Source organism: Stenotrophomonas maltophilia complex sp. Om-AH-Sm3 (assembly GCF_059337855.1).
The window spans coordinates 195,790-219,596 of sequence record NZ_JBYBLQ010000006.1 but is presented as its reverse complement, the minus strand read 5'-3'; the positions used below and the strand labels follow the sequence as shown (position 1 = coordinate 219,596).

Below are 23,807 nucleotides of genomic sequence, written 5' to 3'. Positions count from 1 at the left end.
CGCATGGCGTGGATCTACTTGAGGATGTTGCACGCGCCGGGCATGAATTCAACGATGCCCCAGTAGATCCACGCCATGCGTGGATGAACCCCCGCGATCACTCCACAGCGCGCAGCTTCTCCAACGGCACCCATCCCGGTTCGCCGGCCTCCGGCATGCACCATGCCCACCCGTTAAGCGTGCGCATCCCTCGCAGCAGCTGCCCCGGATCCACATCCAGCTCCCGCGCGCAGTAATCCTCGGTGGCAAACGCGCCACCCTGCGCATCGCGGCCGATCACCGGCGCCGGCACGAAGCCGGGCTGCTGCCCCTCGGCCTCGCACAGGAACCAGTCGTCCCAGCCCTCCGGGCCTTCATAGCGTTCGCCCACTACCAGCGCCTGGCCGCGGCGCAGGGTGATCGGGTGCGGAAATTCGCTGCGGTGCGCAGCCGTCACGATGTAGTTCATGCCCCCAGCCTAGCGCGTCGCAAAAGAAGACGGCCCCGCATTGCGGGGCCGCCAGGGTGGGCCGGGATGGGGGAGGGGATCCCGGCCCGCGTTCAGCGCCCAGACGAGGAGAGAGGGGCGCCGAACGTTGGAACGCGTTACGCAGCGACGGCTTCGGCCGCTTCGTGCGACGGCAGTGCCGCCAGTGCACCGGCAATGGCGTCTTCACGGTGCTGCGGCGAATAGGCGATGCCCTCGGCGCGCACGAATTCGACCTCGTTGATGCCCATGAAGGCGAACACCTGGCGCAGGAACGGCTCCTGGAAGTCGGCCGGCGAGTCGGTGTAGATGCCGCCACGGCTGCTGGCGATGATCACCCGCTTGCCACCGGCCAGGCCCACCGGGCCGTTCTCGGTGTACTTGAAGGTGCGGCCGGCCACGGCCACGCGGTCGATCCAGGCCTTCAGCGTGGACGGAATGCTGAAGTTGTACATCGGCGCGCCGATCACCACGATGTCGGCGTCCAGGAACTGCTGCATCACCTGTTCAGCATCGGTCGCCTCGGCCGCGTCGGTCTTGGCCAGCGAGCTGCTGCGCAGATGCGGTACCGGATTGGCGTCAAGATCGCGATAATCGACCTGCAGGCCATCGATCTGGCTGGCGAAGCGGGCGACCACAGCGGCCGACAGCTGGCGCGAGACGGAGTTGTCGCCAAGCACGCTGGCGTCGAGATGCAGAAGCTTCATGGCAGTCACCTGTGTTCTGGGAGGAAGGGGCGGGATGGCCCCGCCGACGGAGAGAACGATAGGTTGTTGCAAAGGCGGAATAAAGGTGGTTGAATGCCACGTATTGTTCTAGATATGGAACTCGGGTATGCATGACCTGAATGACCTGTACTACTTCGCGATGGTGGTCGACCATGGCGGATTCGCCGCCGCCGAGCGCGCACTGGGTATTCCCAAGTCGCGCCTGAGCCGCCGCATCAGCCAGCTGGAAACCGACCTGGGCGTACGCCTGCTGCAGCGCTCCACGCGCCGTTTCGCGGTCACCGACGTCGGCACCAGCGTGCACCGCCACGCGCAGACGATGCTGGCCGAAGCGCAGGCCGCCCGCGAAGTGGTCGACCGCCTCAGTGCGGAACCGCGCGGCGTGGTGCGCGCCAGCGTGCCGGTGTCGCTGGCGCAGATGCAGCTGCCCAAGCTGCTGCCCAAGTTCCTTGAGCAGTACCCGAAGGTGCGGCTGCAGCTGAACATCAGCAACCGCCGCGTTGACATCATCAACGAAGGCTACGATGTGGCTCTGCGCGTGCGTTCGCGCCTGGATGACGACGGCAGCCTGGTGATGCGCAGCTTCGGCCAGGTGCAGGAACTGCTGGTGGCCAGCCCCAAGTACCTGGACCGCGCCGGACGCCCCAAGGACCCGGAAGAGCTCACCCAGCACGTCACCCTCAGCATCAGCGAAGACGAAGCACGCCAGCGCTGGGAACTGCATGGCCCGGAAGGCGAAGTGCGCCGGGTCGACTTGCAGCCGCGCGTGGCCGGCTTCGACTTCCCGCTGCTGCAGAGCATGGTGAAGGACGGTTTCGGCATCACCATGCTGCCGGAGACCGTGTGCGCCGACGCCGTGCGCAACGGCGAGCTGGAAGTGGTGCTGCCGGACTGGTCGCTGCCGCAGGGCGTGTGCCACGCCGTGTTCGCTTCGCGCCGCGGCCTGCTGCCGGCGGTGCGCGTGTTCATCGACTTCCTGGCCGAGCACCTGCCGCCGCAGCTGGAGGCCTCGCGCCTGGATTGCGGTGGCGCCTGTGAAAAGGCCAAGGAGCGGATCAAGGCCAGTGCGCTGGGTGCGCTGGCGGTGGATGCCGGCTGAGAGCGCTGAACGGTAGCGCCGGGCCATGCCCGGCGTTGCTGTTTTCCGACGATCAGTTCCGGCCGAACAGCCGGTCCCAGAAGCTGCGGCGTCGCGCTGCGGCCGGTGGCGGTTCGGCCGCAACGTCGGGCGCTTCCAGCACCGCCATCAGTTCCGCGCTGCGCGGCTTCTTCAGGAAGCGCGCATAGTCCAGATAGCCGGTCACCTTGCTCATGTGAAGGCGTTCGGGCATTGCCGGCAATGCGCCGCCCTGCAACAGCACCCGCAATGCCTGCGGGCGGTCCAGGCGGATCGCCTCGTACAGGGCGGTGCCGCCGCAGCCCGGTTCGATCTGGTTGGCGCGCTGCGGCGCATCCTTCAGCAGGTCCTGCAATGCCTCCGCGTCGTCTCCTTCTACCGCAGCCACCAGCCGCGCCAGCGCCTCGGCTTCCGCAGGGGGCAGGTTGTCGCGATAGGCCTGGTCGGCAATCTCGCGCTCGTCGCGCCCATCGCCGCCCTGGATGCACAGGAAATCGGTGACCAGGGCGACCGGAATGCCGGACGTATCCAGCCCCCAGTAGCTGGGATAGACACCGTCGCCCCAGCCGCTGGTGAAGACCACCAGGCCGTGCGGCGAGTTCTCCCCCCAGGGGCGGTATTCGACGCCTTCGTCCAGGCCATCGTGGTCGATCAGTGCATCCGACCATTCACTCTCTTCCTCGCCATCGGCCTGTTCGATCAGGGCCAGCAGCGCCTGCTGGGTGTCGGTGTCCATGAAACAACCGATGCCAGCGTCGACCGGATAGCCGATGAAGCTGTCCTCATCCAGGCCGGTCAGGTCCTGGGTGGTCCAGCGCGCCATCTGCCAGTGCAGGGCGGTCGCGGTAAGAGCTTCGCGGGGCTTGAACCAGACCACGGCCAGGGCCGGGCGGCCGCTGTGCACGATGATTTCGACCGGGTGCCGCCCCAGCGGGGCGGTGTAGTCGGCCAGCGCAGGCGCCTCGGCCTGGACCAGCGGATCGCAGACCACCAGCTGCCCGCTGCTGACCGGCAGGTGCCCCGCGAAGGTGCGGTGCAGGGCCACAGCGGCCAGCTGTGTATCGTCCAGCAGGCAGGTGCGCAGGTTGGCCAGATCGAGATGGGCCATGGCGGCTCCGAGTGCGGTGAAGGCTCCCACCGTGCCGGATGCGAAGGGCAGGGGCAAGGTGGTCTTGGGCAAATGCCCTTCACGTGCGAGAATACGTCGCTGCCCGGGCGACCGGGACCCAATTGGAGAGATGGCCGAGCGGTTTAAGGCACCGGTCTTGAAAACCGGCGAAGGGTTAAACCTTCCGTGGGTTCGAATCCCACTCTCTCCGCCAGTCTTTGCAAAAAGCTCCTGGAAATAGGGGCTTTTTCGCTTCTACAGCCTTAGCTGCCCGCCCGCTTACCCTTCCACCTGCAAAGGTCGATTCTGCGCGATCTGCTGCCGAACCCAGCCTTGCACCCCGGATTCTATCCAGAGGAAGTTGTCGCCTCGGCCAACAACAGGCGCAGCGCAATCTTCTCCCTGCAGCGACGGAGGCCGCGCCGAACCTTCTGCTCTACGAATTGACCGTCTGACGAAACAGGGCACCGCGCGGGCGTCGGCAAGCATCCGGGCAGTGCCCCAACACAGGTGATCTCAGCACCTGACATGGCCGTCGCCCCTCGCCAGAGCGTCGGGATTGTCGTCAGGGTCTACGGTAATGGGGAACAGCAAGTGTCTACTCTGCGTTGGGTTGCTCAGCTGCTGCGCCTGTACATACCAACGAATACTGATCTGAATGTGGATTCAGGGAGACTGCACAGCGCTGAGGGAACCTCTACCAGTAGCACACCGCTGCGGTATGCATCCTTCCATCGACGTGTTCACAGTTCGGGCATCACTTATCAGACACGCCACTTGCGCTGTGTGTGTGCCTTCGAATGGTGAGCTATATGGCTCGGTCACCGACGTTGTACATCTTCCATCATCGATGGAGAGCGTTGCCTTCATGTCTCCCGCGACTACACTCTTAAAAGCAACAGCGCCAGTGGATGTGAAATTTTTTGCTACAGGATAGTACCCGTCGGGGGCGACAGCGTACAGATAGTCCGAGCTCCTGGCGGAGATTGGAGCATTGCTCGAAGAGGGGATATCAGCTTTGCTGTTTGTGCAGGACCAACTCCACACTGCCTCTCCGGAGATTGTGGTTGCCCCTCTTGAGGGGACAGAGTCTTTTGCTTCACACAGGGCCTGGTGATAGATCTTGGTTGCTTGACTTTGGTCGTCAAACCGATAGACAAGCCCGCCCTTTCCATCTCTGAACAGACGTTGCTCAACCATCACCGTACCGCCTTGGAAATCGGACGTCGGGATGGTTCGAACGATCCACTTCTTTCCATCGGAAGATTCAAGCTGGCGTTCATGAATCGCCGATCTTTCACTGGCAATCGGATTGGCGGCCGCTAGTCCTGGCGCGACCGCAACGAGAATGGCGAGGGCGATCAAGGCCTTTCCAATCGGCTTCGATGATTTCTTTACAGTGTCCATACTTTTCCCTTGTTCGATTTGGCGCATCAGTCGAGCTGTTTTCGCAGCTGGCCAGTGACCTCCTGGACTCAAATGCCGAGAGACTTGGAGACACTGCCTACACCATATGCGATGCAGGGCTCGCTTGTGCGAGGTTGCTCGCATTTTGTGAAATTGGTTGGCAATTTAACCTTCCCGCGCTGATCGTAATCTTCGCTGGGTCGTGCCTATATTCTTGGCCCTAGTTTCATGGCGATACTGGGAGACAGCCGGCTGGGTGCGGTCACTCTCATCGCCATGCGCGAATGCCCAGGGAGAGGCATTTGTGTTTCTGACAGACTACGACCCCTGGATACTTGAACTGCTCGCTCGCTGGTGAGGTCACGTGTTCATCCCCGACGCCCACCCTTCGGCTTGTTATGGCACAACGGGTAACTCGAGCACGACCGGAACGCCCCATGCGGCCCATTGCGGTCCACGAACACGCCCACCTTGCACACCGGGCAGCGCTCTTCGTGGATGGCCGCGCCTGAAATCGCGGTCACTTCCACTGCCCCGTCCTCCACCAGCTCATCCAGGAACGGCGAGTGCCTGCCCTGCACGGTGAACATCGCAACCGATCGTCGTGCACGCGTCAGCGCGACATAGAACAGGCGTCGTTCTTCGCTCAGCGGATAGGTATCACCATCCGGCATCGCCAGCGAAAGCACCGGGTCATCGGCGCGCAGGCTCGGGAAGCTGCGGTTGATCATGCCCGGCAGGATCACGTAGTCCGCCTCGCGCCCCTTCGATCGATGTGCGGTCAGGAACTCGACGTCCATCGTGCTGCCAAAGGCCGTCTTCCAATCCGAAGGCACCGCGCCGCGGTCCGCGCGGTAGCGCCCCAGAACAAAGACCGTCACGCGCCCGTTGCGGCCCTGCGCCACCGCGCCTGACAATAGTTGCTGGTGCAGTTTCGACAGGTATTGGCGAACGCCATCCTGCACCTCCTCACGCCGGTTCATCTGGAACGCCTGCAGCACCGGGCCGACTGCCGGCGCAGCAGAGCGGACCTTCTTGGCCATCTGCGCGGGGTTGCGGCTGATGAAGCGGCTGGAAACATCGCACAGTGCCTGCGGGCAGCGGAACGTCTGCTCCAGTTTCAGCACCTGGCCATGCCCCATCCATTCACGGAATCCGGTCATCACCGAAACGTCGGCGCCAGCGAAGCGGTTGATCGACTGCCAGTCATCGCCCACCGCAAACAGATAGCGGCCCGGTTGGCTGACCAGCGCACGGCAGAAGCGCGCACGGGCGCGCGATGCATCCTGGAATTCGTCGGCCATCACCAGATCGTAGGGTAATTCATAGTGGCCCTGTTCCAGCAGCCCGGCGGCCATGTTGAGCATGTCCTCGAAGTCGATGCTGCGCTCGTCAGCCAGCGCGTTGTCCCAGGCCTGGAAAACCGGCCCGGCGATCTCCAGGAAGCGCCGGTAGCGTTCCTTGAACTGATCCTCGGGCATCTGCCGCAGGCGCGCCGCCATGTCATCCAGCGTCAGGCAGTTGCTCTTGGCATGCGCAATGAAGGTGCGCATCAGGCCAATCAGGTCTGCATCCGGCATCGGCTTGGCGCCCTGGTCAGGCAGCTCGCGGTCCGGGTGCGGGTCGAGTTCGACACCAGACGCACCCAGCCGCTCGGCAAGATGCTGCAGGGCCTGTCCACTGCGCAGGCCGAACGACGTCGTTTCGACCAGTGCGGTGCCGCGTGCCGCATGCTGCTGCCGCTTCCAGCGCATCCCTTCGCTGTAGTTGGCAAAGTGCTTCGGCGGCTGGCCATCGGCATCCAGCGCAAAGTGCTCGTGATACAGCTGGGCGTCCGTATAGTAGAAGTCCGGACGATACTGGCGGTGGGTATCCGTCGCGGTATCGAACTCGTAGCGCCGCTCGTAGTCGTACGCCACGCCGTTGTAGAACAGCCAGTCGGCGATGACGCACTCTTCCAGGCTCTTCACCCGCTCACCCTGCAGTGTACGTATGTAGGGTGTGCCATCGCGGTCGTAACCATCGGCCATCATGTCGGTACCCAACGGCGGCAGATCGCGTCCGAACACCAGGCGGAACATGTCCCACTGGGTGCGGAAGTGGGTCGAACGGTCCTTCAGGTCGTCCACCAGTTCGGCCAGCTTGTTGAAGCCCAGCGTTGCGTCGACCGCCCATTCCGGGATATCGGGCTTGCGCCCTGTGGCCTTGGCGATGAGGGACAGGCCCAGGGCGTGGAAGGTCCAGGCTTCCACCATGGTGTCGCCCATGCCGAGCCGGTCGAAGCATCGCTGCGCGCGCTCTTCCAGCTCCTGAGCGGCGTCCTTGTTGAAGGCGAGCATCACAATCCGTTCGGGCTGGAAAAAGCCGCGATCGATGGCATAAGCGGCCTTGGCAACCATCGTGGAGGTCTTGCCAGAGCCGGCCGCGGCCACGACCTGCACCCGGTTGTCGAAGCAGATGACGGCGCGGGCCTGCTCCTCGGTCAGCGGCCTGCTCTCGACCCGGTCCAGGAAGGGCTTGGCCAGACCCAGTTCACGGGTCGCCATTGCCTCATTGGCGTCCGCCCACATGGCGGGCCAATCCAGCTGCCAGTCGTGCAGTGCATCCAGTGCCATGCGGTGGCGGTCCGAGTGCAGGTCGTCATGCACCTCCTCGTCGAGGAACAGCTGCTCCAGCTCGGCTGACGTGAGGGGCAGGGACGGGCGTTCGGCCAGCAACGCCTGCTGCTGTTCGTACGTGATCCAGCGGCGGCCGGTGGTGCCTCGGTCGGTAAGCGCATCTGCCTCGGCCAGCCACGCCTGGATCTGCGCCAGAACGTGCTCAAACAGTGCCTTGCGCCCTCGTCTGGAGCGCGTGAAAAGCACGTGCTGAACGGCAGCGGCAAGCCCGGAGCCCTGGCTGTTGGGCAGCCCATCCACGGACAGTGCTTCACCGTGCTCGGTCGTCAGTTCGACCCGGGACCAGAGCACGCCGCGAACGACCCGCACGCTGTGTTCGTTCGCCACATGCTGGTGGTATTGCCTGCCGTCGATCAAAAGCGCGAGCTGTTCGCCATCCAGCCGCAACTGCCAGTCCGGCGAGCGGGTCACACGCTGGCCCCAGACCGAGGGGCGCCATTCCATAGACATCCAGATACTGCCTTGCGTACGTCACCGGGCGTAAAGCGCCCTTGCCGCCCCATGATAAGGCGGCTTGGCGTGGCACGCTGCGTTTTCCGGTCAGTCGCGCGCGTGAGCCAGCGATGGCATTGCACCCTCGCCAGCGCGACAGGCGTCAGGCGTTCACATCCACGACGATGCGGCCGCGCACCTTGCCGGGGATGATCTGCTCATAGACATCCAGCACCTCGGCGAGGCCGATCTGCTGCACGGTGCTTTCCAGCTTTTGCGGGTCCAGGTCGGTCGCAAGCCGATCCCAGGCGCGCTGGCGAACCTCTTGTGGGGCATTCACCGAATCCACGCCAGCCAGGGTCACGTTGCGCAGGATGAAGGGCAATACCGAGCCGTGCAGAGCGTCGCTCTGCGCCAGGCCGCACGCGGCCACGGCACCGCGATACTTCGTCTCGGCGATGGCGTTGACCAGGGTAGGGCCGCCGGCCACATCCACCACGCCGGCCCAGCGTTCGGCACTCACCGGCCGCTCGCGCGGCTCCGAAAGCTGCGCACGATCGATGATCTCGGCCGCACCCAGGTTGTGCAGATACTCAGCATGCTCCGGGCGTCCGGTGGCGGCTACCACGCGATAGCCCAGCTTCGACAGGATCGCCACCGCAATCGAGCCGACGCCACCGTTGGCGCCAGTCACCAGCACATCGCCCTTCTCGGGCGTCACCCCGGCATGTTCCAGGGCCAGCACGCACAGCATCGCGGTATAGCCAGCGGTACCGATGGCCATGGCGTCACGGGTGCTCAGGTTGCCAGGAATCCGGTTGAGCCATTCGCCGCGTACGCGGGCGCGCTGTGCCAGGCCGCCGTGGTGGCCCATGCTCAGGTCCCAGCCATTGAGCACGACGCGGTCGCCTGGCTTGAAGTCGGCCCTGCTGGATTCCAGTACCACGCCTGCCAGATCGATGCCGGGAATGAGCGGGAATCTCCGGATGATCGGACTCTTGCCGGTGAGCGCAAGCGCATCCTTGTAGTTGAGCGTGGAGTACTCGACCTGCACCAGGACATCGCCGTCCATCAGGTCCGCCTCGTCGAAATCGACCAGCTCGGTCGAAAGCTGGTTGTTCGTCTTGCCGGTCAGCAGGGCTTTGAACGTCATGGATGGCCTCACATTCATGGAATGGGGCCATGCTAGGCTCGTGCCACTATTGCAACAAGAACGATGATTTTCCGTAGGTACTATGGTTTTCCGGAGTATGCATGCGTAGCAGGCGTTGGGATGGCAAGAGCGGGTGTGCGGTGGAAGTCACGCTGTCCGTGATCGGTGGCGTGTGGAAGCCGATCATTCTGTTTCACCTGATGACCGGCAAGCGACGTTTCATGGAACTGACGCGGCGGGTGCCTAATGCCACCCAGTCCATGCTCACCAGCCAGCTGCGTGAACTGGAAGCCGATGGCGTGGTGATCCGCCACGTGTATCCGGAAGTGCCACCCAAGGTGGAATACGAGCTGTCCGAGTTCGGCCGCACGCTGGTGCCGGTGCTGCTGGCCATGCGCGAGTGGGGCGAGACCTATCGCGGCCATGGAAGCACGGAAGGCGATTGCCAGAGTTGAAGAGACTTTTGGCTCTGCGCGAGCGCATTGGTGGATGCGCTCGCGCCTGGATGGGTCAGGCCGGCTGCGCTTTCCGGCCCTGCACCACCCGGGTGGCCAGCAGTGCCAGGGTGACCAGCCCGGAGGCGATTGCCAGCCACAACAACAGCAGGGAGTTGTCCGCTTCGCCAACGGCCATCGCCACGGACGGGTCTTTGGCGTTGTAGCGGATATCAATTTCCTCCGCCTCGTCGGTGGCACGCATCCGATTGCCAAGGTCGTTGGAGACCGCGATCTTCTCAACGCGTGATTGGCCGTCTTCAGTTTCGAACTCGACATTCAGGACGAAGTTGCTCTTTCTGCCCCTCTTCTCATCCCAATGCACCTCGGTGACGAGGCCCACCGCATCGCGCCCTTCAGCGCCATCAGTAAGCGCATGACGATGATGATCGTTGTAGGCGGCCACGGAAAGTGCGACAGCTATACCAGCGGCAACAAGGATGTTGCGCCAGGAAGTGAATTCCATGATGAGCTCCTGATCCATTGAGGTCGGCGACTATAGTCATCAGCTCGCGGATCTCGTATGAAAATGGCGCGGCGCGCACATTCCGTTGTGATCAGATCTCGCGCTCGAATATAGCTCTGGGCGCTTCCATGCAACGGTTCCCGGTGTGTCTCCAGCGCGGGCCGATGGTGTTCGAGCTGGAAGGGAAGGCCGTGCGTATTGCGACTTTCTGCGCGATCGCCATAGCCGGTGTGTCGTGTCCGGCTCGAAGTGATCGTTGGGTCCCACGCGCAGGCAGGCGCGATGTACCAACGAAGCGCGTCAGTCGGTGGGCGGTTCGCCATCCCGTGACGCAACCAGCGTAGGAACGTGTCAGCGCGGACTTTTCCTACTTTCCATCCACGACGGAGTGCGCCCATTATCGCCGCGCCAAGGCACTCGCCCTGGCCGGGATTGGCGTCTCGAACTTACGTAGTACAAGGCGTCGTAGTTGCAACGTATGTTGCGATCACGACAATGCACTCTCTGTCAGTTCATGGCGGATGGTGCGTGGGGGTCTTAGGGCCCGTCGGCTTTCGTACTACGTATCCGGCACGCCAACCCGCACCGTCCGCCACCTTGCATCTGCAGGTGGCCACATCGTGAGGTTGCCGTCATGCCCGAACGTCTTCCCGACCATCCCCGCCTGCATGCGCTGCTGGGCGCCGCCGTGCGCGATCTTCCCGCTGCCTTGGCCGAAACGCTGGAGGACGCGCTCCGCGAATCCGCCGAGTTCGTCACGCCATCGGCATTCTTTGCACATCTGGCAGGCCACGGCAGGAACCTGCGCGCTGATGGCGAGGCCTGGAGTGAAATGTGCCTGAGCCCCGGCCGCGCCTTCGACATGGCCCTGGCGACCCGCAGCATTTCGGGCATCACGGCGTTGACCGCGGTGCTGCACGCTGCGCATGTGGCGCGGGAGAGCGACGATCCCGCCTGCTGTCCCTCCGCCGCCGTGGTCGAGGGCCTGTTCAACGCCTGCCAGGCGCTGTCACTGCAGGTGGAGCGCTGCCTGGTTCCATGAAGGGCTGCGATGCGGTTCCTGTTCCGTTGACGCCCAGTTCCCTATAGTGGCGCTGGAACCCTGCAATGGAGGCCCGCGCGTAGGCAACACCAGTGTCGATGCTGTCAGCCAGATGGGATGGGTGAAGGGCGGCCAGTACCTCACCCGGTTGAGCGTGCTGGAAGCCACCCAGGCGCTGGAGGGCCGCTCAGCAGTCGATCCGAACGTCATCGGTGGCAACAGCTACTACGCAATGTACTTCGCAGCGGACAGGAAGTGGGCCAGTGTCAGCGCGGGCGGCGGCCACATGTCGATGCGGGAGATCACCGACCCCGCCCGCATCGCCGAACTCAACGACGCGCGCGAGGTCCGTCTGGAACGCCAGGAAAAACGCACCCAGTTCCACCCGGACGACCCGTACCGGACCATCACCCGCAGCCCGCTGACCGCCGCCGTGGACGACGTGCCGGATCCCTCGCAGGCACCGACCCGCCTGGCCGACATTGGTCCGGGCCACCGCGACTACGCACTGATGCAACAGGTGCGCGAAGGCGTGGCCGCGATCGATGCCGGCGCCGGGCGTACCCACGACGAGAACAGCGAGCGCCTTGTGGCGAGCGTGATGGCATTGGCCCGTCGCAACCAGCTTGAACGTGCCGACCATGTGTTGCTGAGCACGCAGACCGCCGAGCATCCGGCCGGCCGCAATGTGTTCGTGGTGCAGGGTGAGTTGAATGATCCGGCGCACCTGCGGGCTTCCATGCCTACCGATGTTGCGGTGCAGATGCCGGTTGAACAATCACTGCAGCAGATCGAAGCTGCCAGCCTTGAGCGCCAGCAGGCGGCCATGCAGCGCCAGCAGGATATCGATCTGCAGGCGCGCGAGCGTCACGCGATACGCATGGGGTGACCAAGCGAGGCGCCGAGCCGAGTATGGGCACGGCGTTACCGGAGAGGCCCGTCAGAAGCGGTAAGCCGCCTGCACATACACCCGCCGTGGCTCGCCCGGGAAGTGCCCGTTGCGTTCGATGAAGCCACTGGCTGCGTACACCTTGTCGAACAGATTCTTGACGTTGGCCTGGAACTGCCACTGCTTCCACGTGGTCTTCCAGCTCATGTCGAATACCGTGTAAGCCTTGACCGTCTGCCCATCCAGGCTGACACGCTCGCCCACGTGGTCGGCGCCGAAGCCGATAGCCGAGTTGATCGACGGCAGGTCGTAGCGCGTCCACAGGCCGAGCTTGTTGCGTGGCGCATTTGCGAAGCGGTCGCCGGAGGCATTGGTGATGCCGTTCGGTCCGGCGTCCTTCACCCGTGCGTCGTTGTAGGCGTAGGTCAGGTTCACCACCCAGCGCTCGGTCACGTCGGCCAGCAGGTCCAGTTCCATACCTGTGCTGCGTACCAGGCCCAGCGCGGCCAGCTGGTTCACGCCGTCACGCACTTCGCCGGTGGCCTGCACGATGTTGCTGCGGTCGATGCGGTAGGCCGCCATGTTCAGGGTCACACGGTCGGCCAGCAGGGATTTCAGGCCGATTTCCCATTGCCTGCTGCGCTCAGCGTCGAAGGGCCCACCGGCCGCCGGATTCTGGTTGGCGGCACTCTGCGGCACGAAGCCACTGGCGACGTTGGCGTACAGGTTCACGCCGTCCCGGGCGGCAAAGGTGCTGCCCAGACGCCAGCTGAGCGCATTGCCATCCACGCTGCTGCCACCCATGCGGTCCTCATCCTTGAAGCCATCCCAGCGCAGTCCGGCCAGCACATGCCAGCGCGTGCCCAGTGCCAGCTCATCCTGCAGATAGCCGCCGTAGCGCTTGCTGCGGGTGGCGGTGCTGCGCCAGGGCAGGGCGGCCAGGTTGTAGTCGTGCCAGGTGCTCGCGCCATAGACCGGGTTGAACAGGTCGATGCCGCGCACAGGGCCGGCGCCGCGTGCCAGGTCGGCACTGTTGGCGGTCTGCGCGGTGAAGTCGGCGTCGAGCTGATACACGTCGGCACCGAACAGCACCTTGTGTTCGATACGGCCGGTGTTGATCCGCCAGACGGCATTGCCGCTGGCGGTGAAGGCCTCGTTGTCGCGGATCTGGTTGCGCAGCTGGCGCGTCATCCACTCGGCCACGCCGTCGCGATCACGATCAATCAGCCCCATCGGCTCGTGGTACATCTGGTGCTCGTTGTTGCTGAACCAGCGCGCGGCAATGTCCACGTCCAGGTTGTCGCGCGGTGCGAAACGATACTGCGCCAGTGCGACCTTGGCGCGCATGTCGAGGAAGTCACTGGCCTCGTTGTGGTTCCATCGCCGGTCGGTCAGGAAGCTGCCGGCATCGTTCACCGGCACGCCGCGCAGGCGGTTGCCGCCCAGGTTCTGGGTGATGTCGGTGAACTGCAGCACCAGTTCGCCGGTCTGGCCGACATCGAAGGCCAGCGAGGCATCGCCGATCACGCTTTCGCTGTCGGCATTCCAGCGCACGCCCTGCTCGCTGTCGGCATACAGGCCGGCGCGATAGCGAATGCTGCCGCTGGCATTCAAGGGGCCCGTGCTTTCGATCGATCCGGCGCGGAAGTCCCTGTCGCCTGCCTGCAGCTCGATGCGGCGTTCGGCGCGCGCCTTGGGCTTGCGCGTTACATAGTTGATGACACCGCCCGCATCACCACCGCCGTACAGCGCACCGGCCGGACCTTTCAGCACTTCCACGCGTTCGATATTGAACAGTTGCGGCACCGAGAAGCCTGCATAGGGATCACCGCGCAGGCCGTCGTAGAGCACGTTCTCCTGGCGGAACCCGCGGAGGGTGACGCCGGCATAGCTGAAGAAGCTGATGCCGCTGATGCTGCGGTACAGATCGGTGACCTGGCGCGCCGCCTGGTCGTCGATCAGCTCGCGCGGCACGACCTGGATCGACTGCGGTACCAGTTCCAGCGGGGTATCGGTGCGGGTGCCGACGGCCGCATCGTTGGTGCGATACAGGGTCTGCGCGCGGCCGCGGACTTCCACTTTGTCCAGGTCCTTCGGGGTGTCAGCGAAGGCCTCGGAAGCCAGTGCAGGTGTAGCCAGGGAAAGGGGCAGCGCCAGGCAGAGGGCGCGCTTGAGCGGGGTTGGAAAGGGCATGAGGGACGAGGCTGGGCTGCAAATGAGAAAGATTAGCATTTGCAGTGCTTCGGGACCTATACCCCGGATGCACTATGGACGCGGGCCCGGGTCGGTATACGGGGTGCCGGCCAGGGCCACCAGCACGCCGGTGCCGCCGCGTACGATCAGCTGCAGCACCGCCTGGCGCGGATCCTCACCCTCCTGCTGGCTGGCCAGGCCTCCCTGATAGGCCGCCACCATCGACGCCAGCAGCATCGCCGCACCGAGGCGTGCCTCGGCATCACCCGCTGGCCGCCCGACCGCGCTTGCCATCAACAGCGTGAGGTCGTCGGCCAGCAGTGCCTGCAGCCGTCGCGCGTGCGCGACCAGCACCGGACTGTCGGCCACGGTGGCCCAGAAGGCCGCTGCACCGGAGTTGATCCGCAACAGGGGATGGCCGCTGTCGAGCAGCTCCCTCACCAGAGACTGGAAGGCGGCCAGCGGCGTCATGCCGCGGCGCGCCGCCATGCCCTCGCGCAGCAACGCCCGCGCCTCCTCGTCGCGGTCGAATACCAGGTCCTCCTTGCTGGCGAAATAGTTGAAGACCGTCTTGCGCGAGACCCCGGCGGCCTCGGCGATCTCGGACATCGACACCGCCTCGAAGCCACGCTGGATGATCAGTTCGGTGGCGACATCGGAAATTGTCTGTCGGGTCTGTGCCTTGCGTTGCTCGCGACGGCCTTGGGGCGGGGTCATGGCGGTTGGCTTGTGTAAACGTACACCGAGTGTAACATTGTGCGCACCAGAGCGCCGGCCGGCGCAGACCGGGGAACCTGATGCTGTACGACGTTGTCATTGCCGGGGCCGGCCCGGTCGGCTTGTTCCTGTCCTGCGAGCTGGCCCAGGCCGGCTGTTCGGTCCTGCTGCTGGAGCAGGCTGAGTCGCCCGATTCAGCCCTGAAGCGCCTGCCATTCGGCCTGCGCGGCTTGAACGCGCCCACGTTGGAAGCGCTGGATCGGCGCGGCCTGCTGGACGCGGTCGCAGCCCGCCAGGTGCTGAAGCCGGACAAGGGCGCACCGCCGCCCGGCACCGCCCATTGGCTGGCACAACCGCGGCCGCTGGGAGGCCACTTCGCCGGCATTCCGTTCGCGCTGGATGACGTGGACAGCGGACGCTGGCGTGATCGCCTGCCGACCCCGGTACCCACCCAGATGGCGGTGGAGCTGCAGTCGCTGGAGACGGTGCTGGCCGAGCGCGTAGTGTCGCTGGGTGTGCAGATCGAGCGTGGCTGTTCGGTGCAGGCAGTGCAGGCACACGACGCACAGATGCAGGTGCAGACCGGTCGCGGGCTGATGCGGGGCCGATGGCTGGTCGGTTGCGATGGCGCCCGCAGCACGGTACGCAAGCACTCCGGCTTCGAGTTCGCAGGGACGGCGCCCGAGTTCACCGGGTACACGCTGCAGGTTGAACTTGCCGATCCGTCGGTGCTCACCCCGGGGCGTCAGTTCACCGAATACGGCATGTGCAATTTCAACCCGCCGGGCGTGCTGGCGCTGGCCGATTTCGACGGTGGCGCAGGCCACCGCGGGCCACTGGACCTGCACGCCGCCCAGGCGTTGCTGCGGCGGGTGTCCGGGCGCCAGGCAACGATCACCGCGTTGCATCTGGCCACCACATGGACCGATGCCGCGCGCCAGGCCACGGCCTATCGCAGCGGCCGCGTGCTGTTGGCTGGTGATGCGGCGCACATGCATTCGCCGCTGGGAGGGCAGGGCCTGAATCTCGGCATCGGCGATGCGATGAACCTGGGGTGGAAGCTGGCCGCCGTGGCGCGAGGCGACGCCGCCGAGACGCTGCTGGACAGCTATCAGGCGGAGCGCCATCCGATCGGCGCGCGGGTGCTCGACTGGTCGCGTGCGCAGGTGGCGTTGATGCGACCAGGCCCAGGGCAGCGCGCGCTGGCGGCGGTCTTCGCCGACCTGGCCGCGACCCGCGACGGTGCCACCTATCTCGCTGAGCGGTTGTGGGGCGTGGCACAACCACCGGTGTTCAACGGCGAGCATCCGTGGGTTGGCCAAAGCGTGCCTGACGTCCAGCTGGCCAATGGCGATCGCATGGGGGAGCTGCTGCGCGCAGGGAAGGGCGTGCTGCTGGGGCTCGATACCGGCGTTTCACTCGGCCCGATCTTTGCGCGCTGGCAACGCTCGGTTCCCTGCGTGATATCCACGGCGCGCGATACGATGGGACTGGGTGCGTTGCTGGTCCGCCCTGACGGTATTGTGGCCTGGGCCTGCGATGCTGGCGGCGACACGTCGGGGCTGGAGTCTTCGCTGGAACGCTGGTTCGGTTTGCCGTGGTGAGCGACCGGCTAGGGCGATGCCATCACAGCCAGCGCGCGGCGCGCGGTCTCGGTCATCACCGAGGCCAGCTGCTTCAATGAGTACGGCTTGCGCAGCAGGGTGAAGCCATGGCCAGGATCCCGCGCCAGCAATTCGCTGTAGCCGCTGGTGAGGATCACCGGAAGCTCCGGGAAGCGGGCGCGGATGGCACGGGCCAGATCCAGGCCGTTCATGCCCGGCATTACCACGTCGCTGAACACCACATGGAAGCGCGCGGCATCCCGTTCCAGCTCGGCCAGGGCCTCGTCCGCATTGCGTGCAAGGACCACGCTGTAGTCGAGTTCGCGCAGGGCGCCCACCGCAAATTCGGCCACGTCGACGTTGTCTTCCACCACCAGCACGCAGACGCCATGCCCATGCTGCAGCCCCGATTGCGCCGCCGGCCGTTCCGTCGTTTCTCCTGCCTGCGCCAGCGGCAGATACAGCGTAAAGCGGGTACCGGCGCCGGCCTGGCTCTGCACGTCCACCTCGCCTTCTGACTGCTTGACGAAGCCGAATACCTGGCTGAGACCGAGCCCGGTCCCAGCGCCCACGCTCTTGGTGGTGAAGAAGGGCTCGAAAATGCGGTCAACCACCGCAGGGTCGATGCCCGCTCCGGTGTCGGTCACACTGATTGCGGCAAAGTCGCCCTTCATCGGCGCGGCGAAGCGCACCGAAGGCACCGCGGTGACCCGTTCCACTTCGATGGTCACCCGGCCGTGTCCGTTGATTGCATCGCGGGCATTGACCGCGATGTTGATCAAGGCAGTGTCCAGCTGGGTCCGGTCCAGCAGTACCGGCATCGGTGTATCGGGCAATGTCAACGACACCTGGATGCGCGCGCCAAGTACCGTGGTGATGATATCCGAGAGCGCGTGCACGCTTTCGCAGAGGTCGAAGACCTCCGGCGACAGGCTCTGGCGACGCGAGAATGCAAGCAGTTGCGCGGTCAGCTTGGTGGCGCGGTCCGACGCTGTTGCAATGGCCTGGATGTAGCGGCGCCGGGTGTCCTCCGCCGGCCACGTGTGCAGGAGCATGTCTACCGAACCGGTGATGACCTGCAGCAGGTTGTTGAAGTCGTGGGCCACCCCGCCGGTGAGCTGGCCGATCGCCTCCAGCTTCTGCGACTGGCGCAGCTGCTCGCGGGCGCGCACCAGTTCCAGATGGGCCTCCCGCGCCTGCTCGGTGATCGCCGCGACCTGGCGGCTGTGCAGATCGCGCTCGATCACCCGTTCGGTCTGCTCGCTGACCACGCACAGGATGCCCGCCACACTGCCGCAGCCGACACGCAGCGGCGAATAGGAGAACGTCCAGAATGTTTCACGCGGCGTGCCGTCGCGATCCATCATCAACGGGAGGTTCTTGAAGCTGCGGCTGGTGCCGGCGAAGGCATCGTTGACGGCCTGCACCACGTCTGGCCATACGTCCGCCCAGACGCCCTCCAGGCGATTGCCCATCGCGCCGTGCAGTTTTTCCCCCAGCATGGGCAGGTAGGCATCATTGAAGAAGAACGCCTTGTCTTCCTTGCCCCAGGCAAGCCACAGGGGTTCTGGCGAATCCAGGATCATCGCCAGCAACGTGCGAAGTTCGGCGGGTGCGCTTGCGGCAGTGGCCGAGCGGGCCCAGTCACTGTCCTGCAGCAGTCGGTAAGCGAGCTGATCAGGTGCAGAGACTGGCAGGGGAAAAGGATGCATGGCCGCCATTGGCGCAGGAAGGTGGCGCAGCATAGCCGAGCGCATGTCATGACGCTCTGCACACCGCCGACATGAAAGGCCTCGCCACTTCGCCGTCGACGTGGCAGGGATGCACCCTTTGTTCCGCAGGTTGCCGCTATCGCGGCGCAGCGCGAAGGGAGGCGAAGCTGGCCTGAGCGGCGGGTCTAGCCCTCACGACCTGCCTGCGCGGTGAGCGCATCCCGGCCAGCCTCGGTGAGATCGATATCCCCGTCCTCTGCCTGTACCGCCCATCCGGCGGTCACCGCCCACGTTGCGGCATCACCGCGCACCGGTTCTGCAGCGGCGATGGCCTGGAGTATTTTCCGCTGTTCCACAGTCATTATCACGTCGCGGTCCTCAGATACCCAGCAACGACGCCGGTTGCCAGTCCGACAGACGGGCATGGCTGACCGGTTGATGGCAGCCGCACCCGTCGCAGCGGAACAATGCTCCACCTGGCAAGTGCACCAGATTGTCCTCACTGGCCGAACTGGTCGATGTGCAATGCCGGCAGGTGACCGTGAGCGCGGTGATGCGCTGCACGCCCCCTGACAGATCGAACACGGCCTCGAACGCGCGAATGACAGGGTGGGCAGTGTCCGGCATCTGAATCTCGACAGGGTGGGGAGACCTCATCGTCGCGCGCCGGTTGTGATGGGCCAGTCAGCCAGGTGCATGGACATGATCAAGACAGCCGCGGCAACCGGCAGCGCCCCATTTCAGAGATCCTTTTTCTTTCCGCTCAGGTCCAGTGGCTTGTCACTGCCGCCGCGCCCGCTCGACCACACTTCCACACCCTTGTTGCAGCGGCTCTCGCGGGCAGCGACCTCGCGGGGCAGATCCTTCAGATGGGGTGACTCCTGGCAGGTCGGATGCATGGCGCTGTCGTCGTAGGTGGCGCAGGCGCTGAGCGACGCCAGAGCGATGGCAGTGAGGGTGGCGCGGAATGAAGGCTGCAGGTTCATGGGGTGGCCTCGGGTAATGCCAGGATGGTCATGGAATTCAAATCCGTGACGCCGGGCATGCACAATCGGACCCATTGCACTTGTTATTCCTGTAACAAATGCGCGATAGTCCGGCCCCTGCTGGGTCAGGCGATGCAGATCATCAGCACCATGCACAGCGCCACCATCAGCACGAACACACGACGGCTCAGCGCCAGGCAGGCCAGATAGGCTGCGAGCGCCCAGGCAGCCAGCAGTGCGCAGGCCACCACCCACAGCCCGATCCCCATCATCGAATCGGCTGCCAACGCGGACAAGGCGATGGCCTTGGACAACGCCACCCCCAACACGCTGCCCAGCATGCCGGCCTGCAAGGCGATGGCATCGTGGCGGGCAGGGGCGCGAGGGTGGTGCATTGCGGGTCCGGTGCAGGCCGAGAAAACGGCGTCGGCTGCACTGTGCCCAAATGCACATCCACGAAATGTGTTCATCGCGCGTCAGGAGCGCGACGAAGCCGGCTCAGTCGAACGGTTGACCTGTGGATGCGGTGGTTGGACGTCCGTTCTTCAGTGGGTGACGGCGACGGGCGGGTTGCGCTTCTTGTCCAGCATCACCGCCACGCACCATAGCAGCAGGCCGCCGATCGCGGTGGCTGCACCGACATAGCCGGTACTGGCCGGGCTGAAGCCGGCGCTGATCGCCATGCCGCCCAGCCACGGGCCGAGTGCGTTGGCGGTATTGAAGGCGGCGTGATTGGAGGCCGCCGCCAGCGTCTGCGCTTCGCCGGCCACGTCCATCAGGCGCGTCTGCAGCACCGCCGCCAGCGCACCCATGGTGCCGACCGTGATGATCATCGGGCCGATGGTCCACACCGACTGTGCGGCCAGCGGATACAGCAGCAGCATCACGATCGACCACAGCAGCACCACGGCGGCGGCCTTGAAATGGAACTTGTCCACCAGCCAGCCACCGGCGATGTTGCCGATGATCGCGCCGATGCCGAACACGCCTACTGCCAGCGGCATCCACGATTCGGCCACGCCGGTGACCTGCACGAGGGTGGGTGCGAGGTAGGTGAACACGCAGAACATGCCGGCGAAGCCGACCGCACCGATCGCCAGCGCCAGCCACACCTGGGGAGTGTTGAAGGCGCGCAGTTCGCGCATCGGCGAGGTACGCACTTCGTCCGGGTCCGGCAGCAGGAAGCGCGCGATCATCGCCACCGTGGCAATGGCCAGCACGCTGACCAGGGCAAAGGCGGTGCGCCAGCTCAACTGCTGGCCCAGCCAGGTGGTCAACGGATTGCCGACCAGGATCGCGATCGACAGGCCCAGCAGCACCCGCGACATCGCCTGGCCGCGCTGGCCGGCAGGGCTGATCGCAGCGGCCACCAGCATCGCAACGCCGAAGTAGGCGCCATGCGGCAGGCCGGCGACGAAGCGTGCCACCAGCATCGTGCCGTAATTCGGTGCCAGCGCGCTGGCCAGGTTGCCGATCGCGTAGAAGCCCATCAGCGCCAACAGCAGCTTGCGGCGCGGGAAGCTGGCACCCACGAAGGCGAGGATCGGGGCACCGACCACCACGCCGATGGCGTAGGCGCTGATCAGGTGCCCGACCTGGGTTTCGGAAATCGACAGGCCGCGGCTGATCTCCAGCATCAGCCCCATGCTGGCGAATTCGCTGGTGCCGATGGCAAATCCACCCAGCGACAGGGCGAGGATGATCAGGGTGCGCTGGCGGGGCGTCAGACGCGCAGCCAGGGAAGAGTTGGGGCTCATGCGGAGGCGCGATGGGGCGGGGGAGCCGTCCATTGTACTGCTGCACTGCAACAGGAGCAGCAGCACTCAGGGTAAATCAGCGTTTGATCGGTGACACGCCGGCCCTCCGCGCCGCCTCGCGGCCGGCTCAGATGCCCAGCGCCACCCGGGCATGAGCGTATTTGTCGCGAAGGCGCCCTGCCGTGGTCCCGTCCAGCATCGCCAGCCGCTGTGGATCGGCGTTGTCATCCAGATCGGCGCGCTTCACTTTCAATGCAAGCGGGTGGGCGGCAATGCGCGCGTAGTAGCTGTCCGCGTCAGGAGCTGCATCGCGGTTGAGCAGTTGCACCGCCTCGCGCAGCGGCGCAGGGAATACCTCGATCCGCGCGGCAAACGCCGGGCAGTCCTCGGCCACGTCATGCAGCCAGGCCACCACTTCGGCGTCATCGTCGCCGCGCACGGCGGCCGCCACCCGCGCCACATGGCCGATATAAGGCTGGCCGGCCTTGTCGATCTGCCCCGCGTGGGCCTCGGTGGCCAGCGTACGGGCAAGTGCTACCCAGTCCATTGCAGTCTCCTTGGATATCCGCGCACAGTTTCGCGCAAAAGCCGCAGCGGTTGTGGATGCGCCCATGACGCTGCCACGGGCATGATGCCGAGGCAGGGGACGCAGTGTTGCCCCGACAAGGAGGAGTGCGATGCAGGAATTCAGGCATGTGCTGGAAACCCGTGGACGCTATCAGCTGGTAGCGGTGTCCTACGAGCCGGTGTACGCTCCCGGCGATGTGGTCGGCCATGCGGTCGTCGCCGACGATGGGGATCGTCTGACCGACCTGATATCACTGGCCGAAGCGCGCCAACGCTTGCTGCAACTGGTGCGTGAAGAGGGCGAGGAGTCCGGGCTGGAAAACGAGAACCACCTGCGGAAGAAGGCGTCGCGCTGGCGCCACCGCTAGGCCGTCGCGCCGCGTGCGCATCATGGAGGATTCGGGTGTTGCCCAGTAAGAAGTATCTGCTCATCGCCATCATCACGCTGGCGACCCTGCTGCTCGGTTTCGTGTTTTCCGGCTATCTGACCCTGCTGTTCCTGGGGCTGGACACCCAGCTGTTCACCTGGAACACCTACTACCAGTACGTCCACGCCATCGGCCAACCGCAGGTCGCGCCCTTCGTGGGCAAGATCAAATGGGCTGGCTACGTGGGCTTCGGCCTGCCCCTGCTGGTGCTGCTGGTGGCCGGCCTGGTGCTGCTGCTGAAGAAGGACAAGCGCTCGCTGCACGGCGATGCGCGCTTCGCCACCGGCGCCGACCTGGCCAAGCACGGCATGTTCAAGAAGACCGGCCAGAGCATCGTGGTCGGCAGCCATGGCGGCAAGCTGGTGCGCCTGGATGGCCAGCAGTTCGTGATCCTGGCCGCGCCGACCCGCTCGGGCAAGGGCGTGGGCGTGGTCATCCCGAACCTGCTGGAGTACGGCGAATCGCTGGTGGTGCTGGACATCAAGCAGGAGAACTTCGACCTGACCAGTGGCTGGCGCGCCAGCCAAGGCCAGGAAATCTACCTGTTCAATCCCTTCGCCGAGGACCGGCGCACGCACCGCTGGAACCCGCTCAGCTACGTCTCCGATGATCCGGCCTTCCGCGTCTCGGACCTGATGAGCATCGCCGCGATGCTGTATCCGGACGGGGTCGAGGACCAGAAATTCTGGGTCAGCCAGGCGCGCAACGCGTTCATGGCCTTCACCCTGTACCTGTTCGAGAACTGGGACGACGAGCGCAGCAGCGGTTTCCCGGGCGGCGCCGGCACCCCCACGCTCGGTGCGGTGTACCGTCTGTCCTCCGGCGACGGCACCGACCTGAAGAAGTACCTCAAGACCCTGTCGGAGCGGCCGTTCCTCAGCGCCAACGCCCGTTCGGCGTTCGCCAACATGCTGTCGCAGGCCGATGAGACCTTCGCCTCGATCCTGGGCACCTTCAAGGAACCGCTCAATCCCTGGATCAATCCGGTGCTGGACAAGGCCACCAGCTGCAACGACTTCCTGCTGACCGATGTCCGCAAGAAGAAGATGACCATCTATATCGGCATCCAGCCGAACAAGCTGGCCGAGAGCCGGCTGATCATCAACCTGTTCTTCAGCCAGCTGATCAACCTCAACACCAAGGAACTGCCCAAGTCCAACCCGGACCTGAAGTACCAGTGCCTGCTGCTGATGGACGAATTCACCTCGATCGGCAAAGTGGAGATCATCGCCTCGGCGGTGTCCTACATGGCTGGCTACAACATCCGCCTGCTGCCGATCATCCAGAGCATGTCCCAGCTCGACGCCACCTACGGCCGGGAAGTGTCACGCACCATCATCACCAACCATGCCCTGCAGATCCTGTACGCGCCGCGTGAGCAACAGGATGCCAATGACTATTCGGACATGCTGGGCTACACCACGGTGCGCAAGAAGAACGTCACCCATGCCCGCGAGAAGACCCACAACTTCACCGAGGAACGGCGCGCGCTGATGCTGCCGCAGGAGCTGAAGGCGATGGGGCCGGACATGGAGGTGTTCCTGTATGAGGGCATACCGCATCCGGTGAAGTGCGACAAGATCCGCTACTACAAGGACCGCTACTTCACTTCGAGGCTGCTGCCGAAGGTGGACGTTCCGATGCTGAACGTCTAATTCACGACGCTTAATTTGTGAATTTGATTCGAAGTTAAGAATGTGAATTCGTGATTTCGGTCAAGAATTTGGCATTTGTTCATGGATTTTCAGACTTGTCTGACATGGAATTGACGCGTGGTTGTGCGACCCTGTGCATGTCGTCCAGAAGTGTGTGCTGGATGTCGAAGATGTAGCAGCAGGGTGGCCAGGAGTTTGTGCCATGGAA

21 protein-coding genes, 1 tRNA gene and 1 pseudogene are annotated in these 23,807 nt (G+C 64.7%); 8 read left to right on the top strand and 15 right to left on the bottom strand.

Going from position 1 to position 23,807, the window contains the following annotated elements:
- Window positions 1–97: 97 nt before the first annotated feature.
- A complete protein-coding gene (locus tag AC10QF_RS10055) occupies window positions 98–448 on the bottom strand; it encodes an SH3 domain-containing protein (protein ID WP_111127345.1) in 351 nt (116 codons plus the stop codon).
- Between the two features lie 137 nt (window positions 449–585).
- Window positions 586–1,173: an FMN-dependent NADH-azoreductase gene (locus tag AC10QF_RS10050; RefSeq protein WP_005417285.1), complete on the bottom strand. Its 588-nt coding sequence runs from the start codon at window positions 1,171–1,173 to the stop codon at window positions 586–588.
- A 127-nt stretch (window positions 1,174–1,300) separates the two neighbouring features.
- On the opposite strand from AC10QF_RS10050, the gene AC10QF_RS10045 reads away from it, so the two are divergent.
- The gene (locus tag AC10QF_RS10045; protein WP_005410175.1) at window positions 1,301–2,293 is read left to right on the top strand and encodes a LysR family transcriptional regulator; all 993 of its coding nucleotides are present in this window, start codon (window positions 1,301–1,303) and stop codon (window positions 2,291–2,293) included.
- Between the two features lie 52 nt (window positions 2,294–2,345).
- Here the strand turns inward: AC10QF_RS10045 and AC10QF_RS10040 are convergent, their stop codons facing one another.
- Window positions 2,346–3,419, bottom strand: coding sequence for a DUF4241 domain-containing protein (locus AC10QF_RS10040; protein ID WP_494542115.1), 1,074 nt, complete (start codon window positions 3,417–3,419; stop codon window positions 2,346–2,348).
- Between the two features lie 124 nt (window positions 3,420–3,543).
- Here AC10QF_RS10040 and AC10QF_RS10035 point away from each other — a divergent pair.
- Window positions 3,544–3,633 (top strand) — tRNA-Ser (locus tag AC10QF_RS10035).
- A 452-nt stretch (window positions 3,634–4,085) separates the two neighbouring features.
- Here the strand turns inward: AC10QF_RS10035 and AC10QF_RS10030 are convergent.
- The 3 genes from AC10QF_RS10030 to acuI all read right to left on the bottom strand — a co-directional run bounded on the left by AC10QF_RS10030 (window position 4,086) and on the right by acuI (window position 9,089).
- Entirely contained in the window at window positions 4,086–4,853 is a 768-nt protein-coding gene (locus AC10QF_RS10030; RefSeq protein WP_494542114.1) for a hypothetical protein, read from the bottom strand.
- A 341-nt stretch (window positions 4,854–5,194) separates the two neighbouring features.
- Window positions 5,195–7,948, bottom strand: a complete 2,754-nt coding sequence (locus tag AC10QF_RS10025; protein ID WP_494542113.1) for a UvrD-helicase domain-containing protein — start codon at window positions 7,946–7,948, stop codon at window positions 5,195–5,197.
- 151 nt (window positions 7,949–8,099) lie between these two features.
- Window positions 8,100–9,089: an acrylyl-CoA reductase (NADPH) gene (acuI, locus tag AC10QF_RS10020; RefSeq protein ID WP_005417278.1), complete on the bottom strand. Its 990-nt coding sequence runs from the start codon at window positions 9,087–9,089 to the stop codon at window positions 8,100–8,102.
- A 101-nt stretch (window positions 9,090–9,190) separates the two neighbouring features.
- Here acuI and AC10QF_RS10015 point away from each other — a divergent pair, with 101 nt between their 5' ends.
- Window positions 9,191–9,544 (top strand): winged helix-turn-helix transcriptional regulator, encoded by a 354-nt coding sequence (locus AC10QF_RS10015; protein ID WP_032954284.1) that lies wholly within the window; start codon window positions 9,191–9,193, stop codon window positions 9,542–9,544.
- 55 nt (window positions 9,545–9,599) lie between these two features.
- On the opposite strand, the gene AC10QF_RS10010 is transcribed toward AC10QF_RS10015, so the two are convergent.
- Window positions 9,600–10,049: a DUF3592 domain-containing protein gene (locus AC10QF_RS10010; protein ID WP_005417274.1), complete on the bottom strand. Its 450-nt coding sequence runs from the start codon at window positions 10,047–10,049 to the stop codon at window positions 9,600–9,602.
- A 634-nt stretch (window positions 10,050–10,683) separates the two neighbouring features.
- On the opposite strand from AC10QF_RS10010, the gene AC10QF_RS10005 reads away from it, so the two are divergent.
- Together AC10QF_RS10005 and AC10QF_RS10000 are read left to right on the top strand one after the other, a co-directional pair.
- Window positions 10,684–11,091, top strand: coding sequence for a hypothetical protein (locus AC10QF_RS10005; protein ID WP_111178705.1), 408 nt, complete (start codon window positions 10,684–10,686; stop codon window positions 11,089–11,091).
- Between the two features lie 67 nt (window positions 11,092–11,158).
- Window positions 11,159–11,980: pseudogene (locus tag AC10QF_RS10000) on the top strand (XVIPCD domain-containing protein); the annotation flags it as partial.
- Window positions 11,981–12,031: 51 nt separating this feature from the next.
- Here AC10QF_RS10000 and AC10QF_RS09995 read toward each other — a convergent pair.
- Entirely contained in the window at window positions 12,032–14,173 is a 2,142-nt protein-coding gene (locus AC10QF_RS09995) for a TonB-dependent siderophore receptor (RefSeq protein WP_494542112.1), read from the bottom strand.
- 72 nt (window positions 14,174–14,245) lie between these two features.
- Window positions 14,246–14,890, bottom strand: a complete 645-nt coding sequence (locus AC10QF_RS09990) for a TetR/AcrR family transcriptional regulator (RefSeq protein WP_494542111.1) — start codon at window positions 14,888–14,890, stop codon at window positions 14,246–14,248.
- Between the two features lie 80 nt (window positions 14,891–14,970).
- Here AC10QF_RS09990 and AC10QF_RS09985 point away from each other — a divergent pair, with 80 nt between their 5' ends.
- A complete protein-coding gene (locus tag AC10QF_RS09985; RefSeq protein WP_494542110.1) occupies window positions 14,971–16,494 on the top strand; it encodes an FAD-dependent monooxygenase in 1,524 nt (507 codons plus the stop codon).
- Between the two features lie 8 nt (window positions 16,495–16,502).
- On the opposite strand, the gene AC10QF_RS09980 is transcribed toward AC10QF_RS09985, so the two are convergent.
- From AC10QF_RS09980 to AC10QF_RS09955, 6 genes are all read right to left on the bottom strand, one after another.
- Window positions 16,503–18,206, bottom strand: coding sequence for an ATP-binding protein (locus AC10QF_RS09980; protein ID WP_494542109.1), 1,704 nt, complete (start codon window positions 18,204–18,206; stop codon window positions 16,503–16,505).
- A 378-nt stretch (window positions 18,207–18,584) separates the two neighbouring features.
- Complete coding sequence (locus AC10QF_RS09975) at window positions 18,585–18,833, bottom strand: hypothetical protein (protein WP_005417258.1); 249 nt, start codon at window positions 18,831–18,833, stop codon at window positions 18,585–18,587.
- 113 nt (window positions 18,834–18,946) lie between these two features.
- Window positions 18,947–19,192 (bottom strand): hypothetical protein, encoded by a 246-nt coding sequence (locus tag AC10QF_RS09970; protein WP_111175852.1) that lies wholly within the window; start codon window positions 19,190–19,192, stop codon window positions 18,947–18,949.
- Between the two features lie 125 nt (window positions 19,193–19,317).
- On the bottom strand, window positions 19,318–19,587 hold the full coding sequence (locus tag AC10QF_RS09965; protein ID WP_005417254.1) for a hypothetical protein: 270 nt from the start codon (window positions 19,585–19,587) through the stop codon (window positions 19,318–19,320).
- A 150-nt stretch (window positions 19,588–19,737) separates the two neighbouring features.
- A complete protein-coding gene (locus AC10QF_RS09960) occupies window positions 19,738–20,949 on the bottom strand; it encodes an MFS transporter (RefSeq protein ID WP_171957356.1) in 1,212 nt (403 codons plus the stop codon).
- A 127-nt stretch (window positions 20,950–21,076) separates the two neighbouring features.
- Complete coding sequence (locus tag AC10QF_RS09955; protein WP_111175856.1) at window positions 21,077–21,496, bottom strand: HD domain-containing protein; 420 nt, start codon at window positions 21,494–21,496, stop codon at window positions 21,077–21,079.
- Window positions 21,497–21,626: 130 nt separating this feature from the next.
- Between AC10QF_RS09955 and AC10QF_RS09950 the strand changes: the two genes are divergently transcribed.
- Window positions 21,627–21,884 carry a hypothetical protein gene (locus AC10QF_RS09950; RefSeq protein WP_494542108.1) on the top strand — a complete coding sequence of 86 codons (258 nt, stop codon included), beginning with the start codon at window positions 21,627–21,629 and terminating at the stop codon, window positions 21,882–21,884.
- A 35-nt stretch (window positions 21,885–21,919) separates the two neighbouring features.
- Entirely contained in the window at window positions 21,920–23,599 is a 1,680-nt protein-coding gene (locus tag AC10QF_RS09945; protein ID WP_494542107.1) for a type IV secretory system conjugative DNA transfer family protein, read from the top strand.
- Window positions 23,600–23,807: the final 208 nt, after the last annotated feature.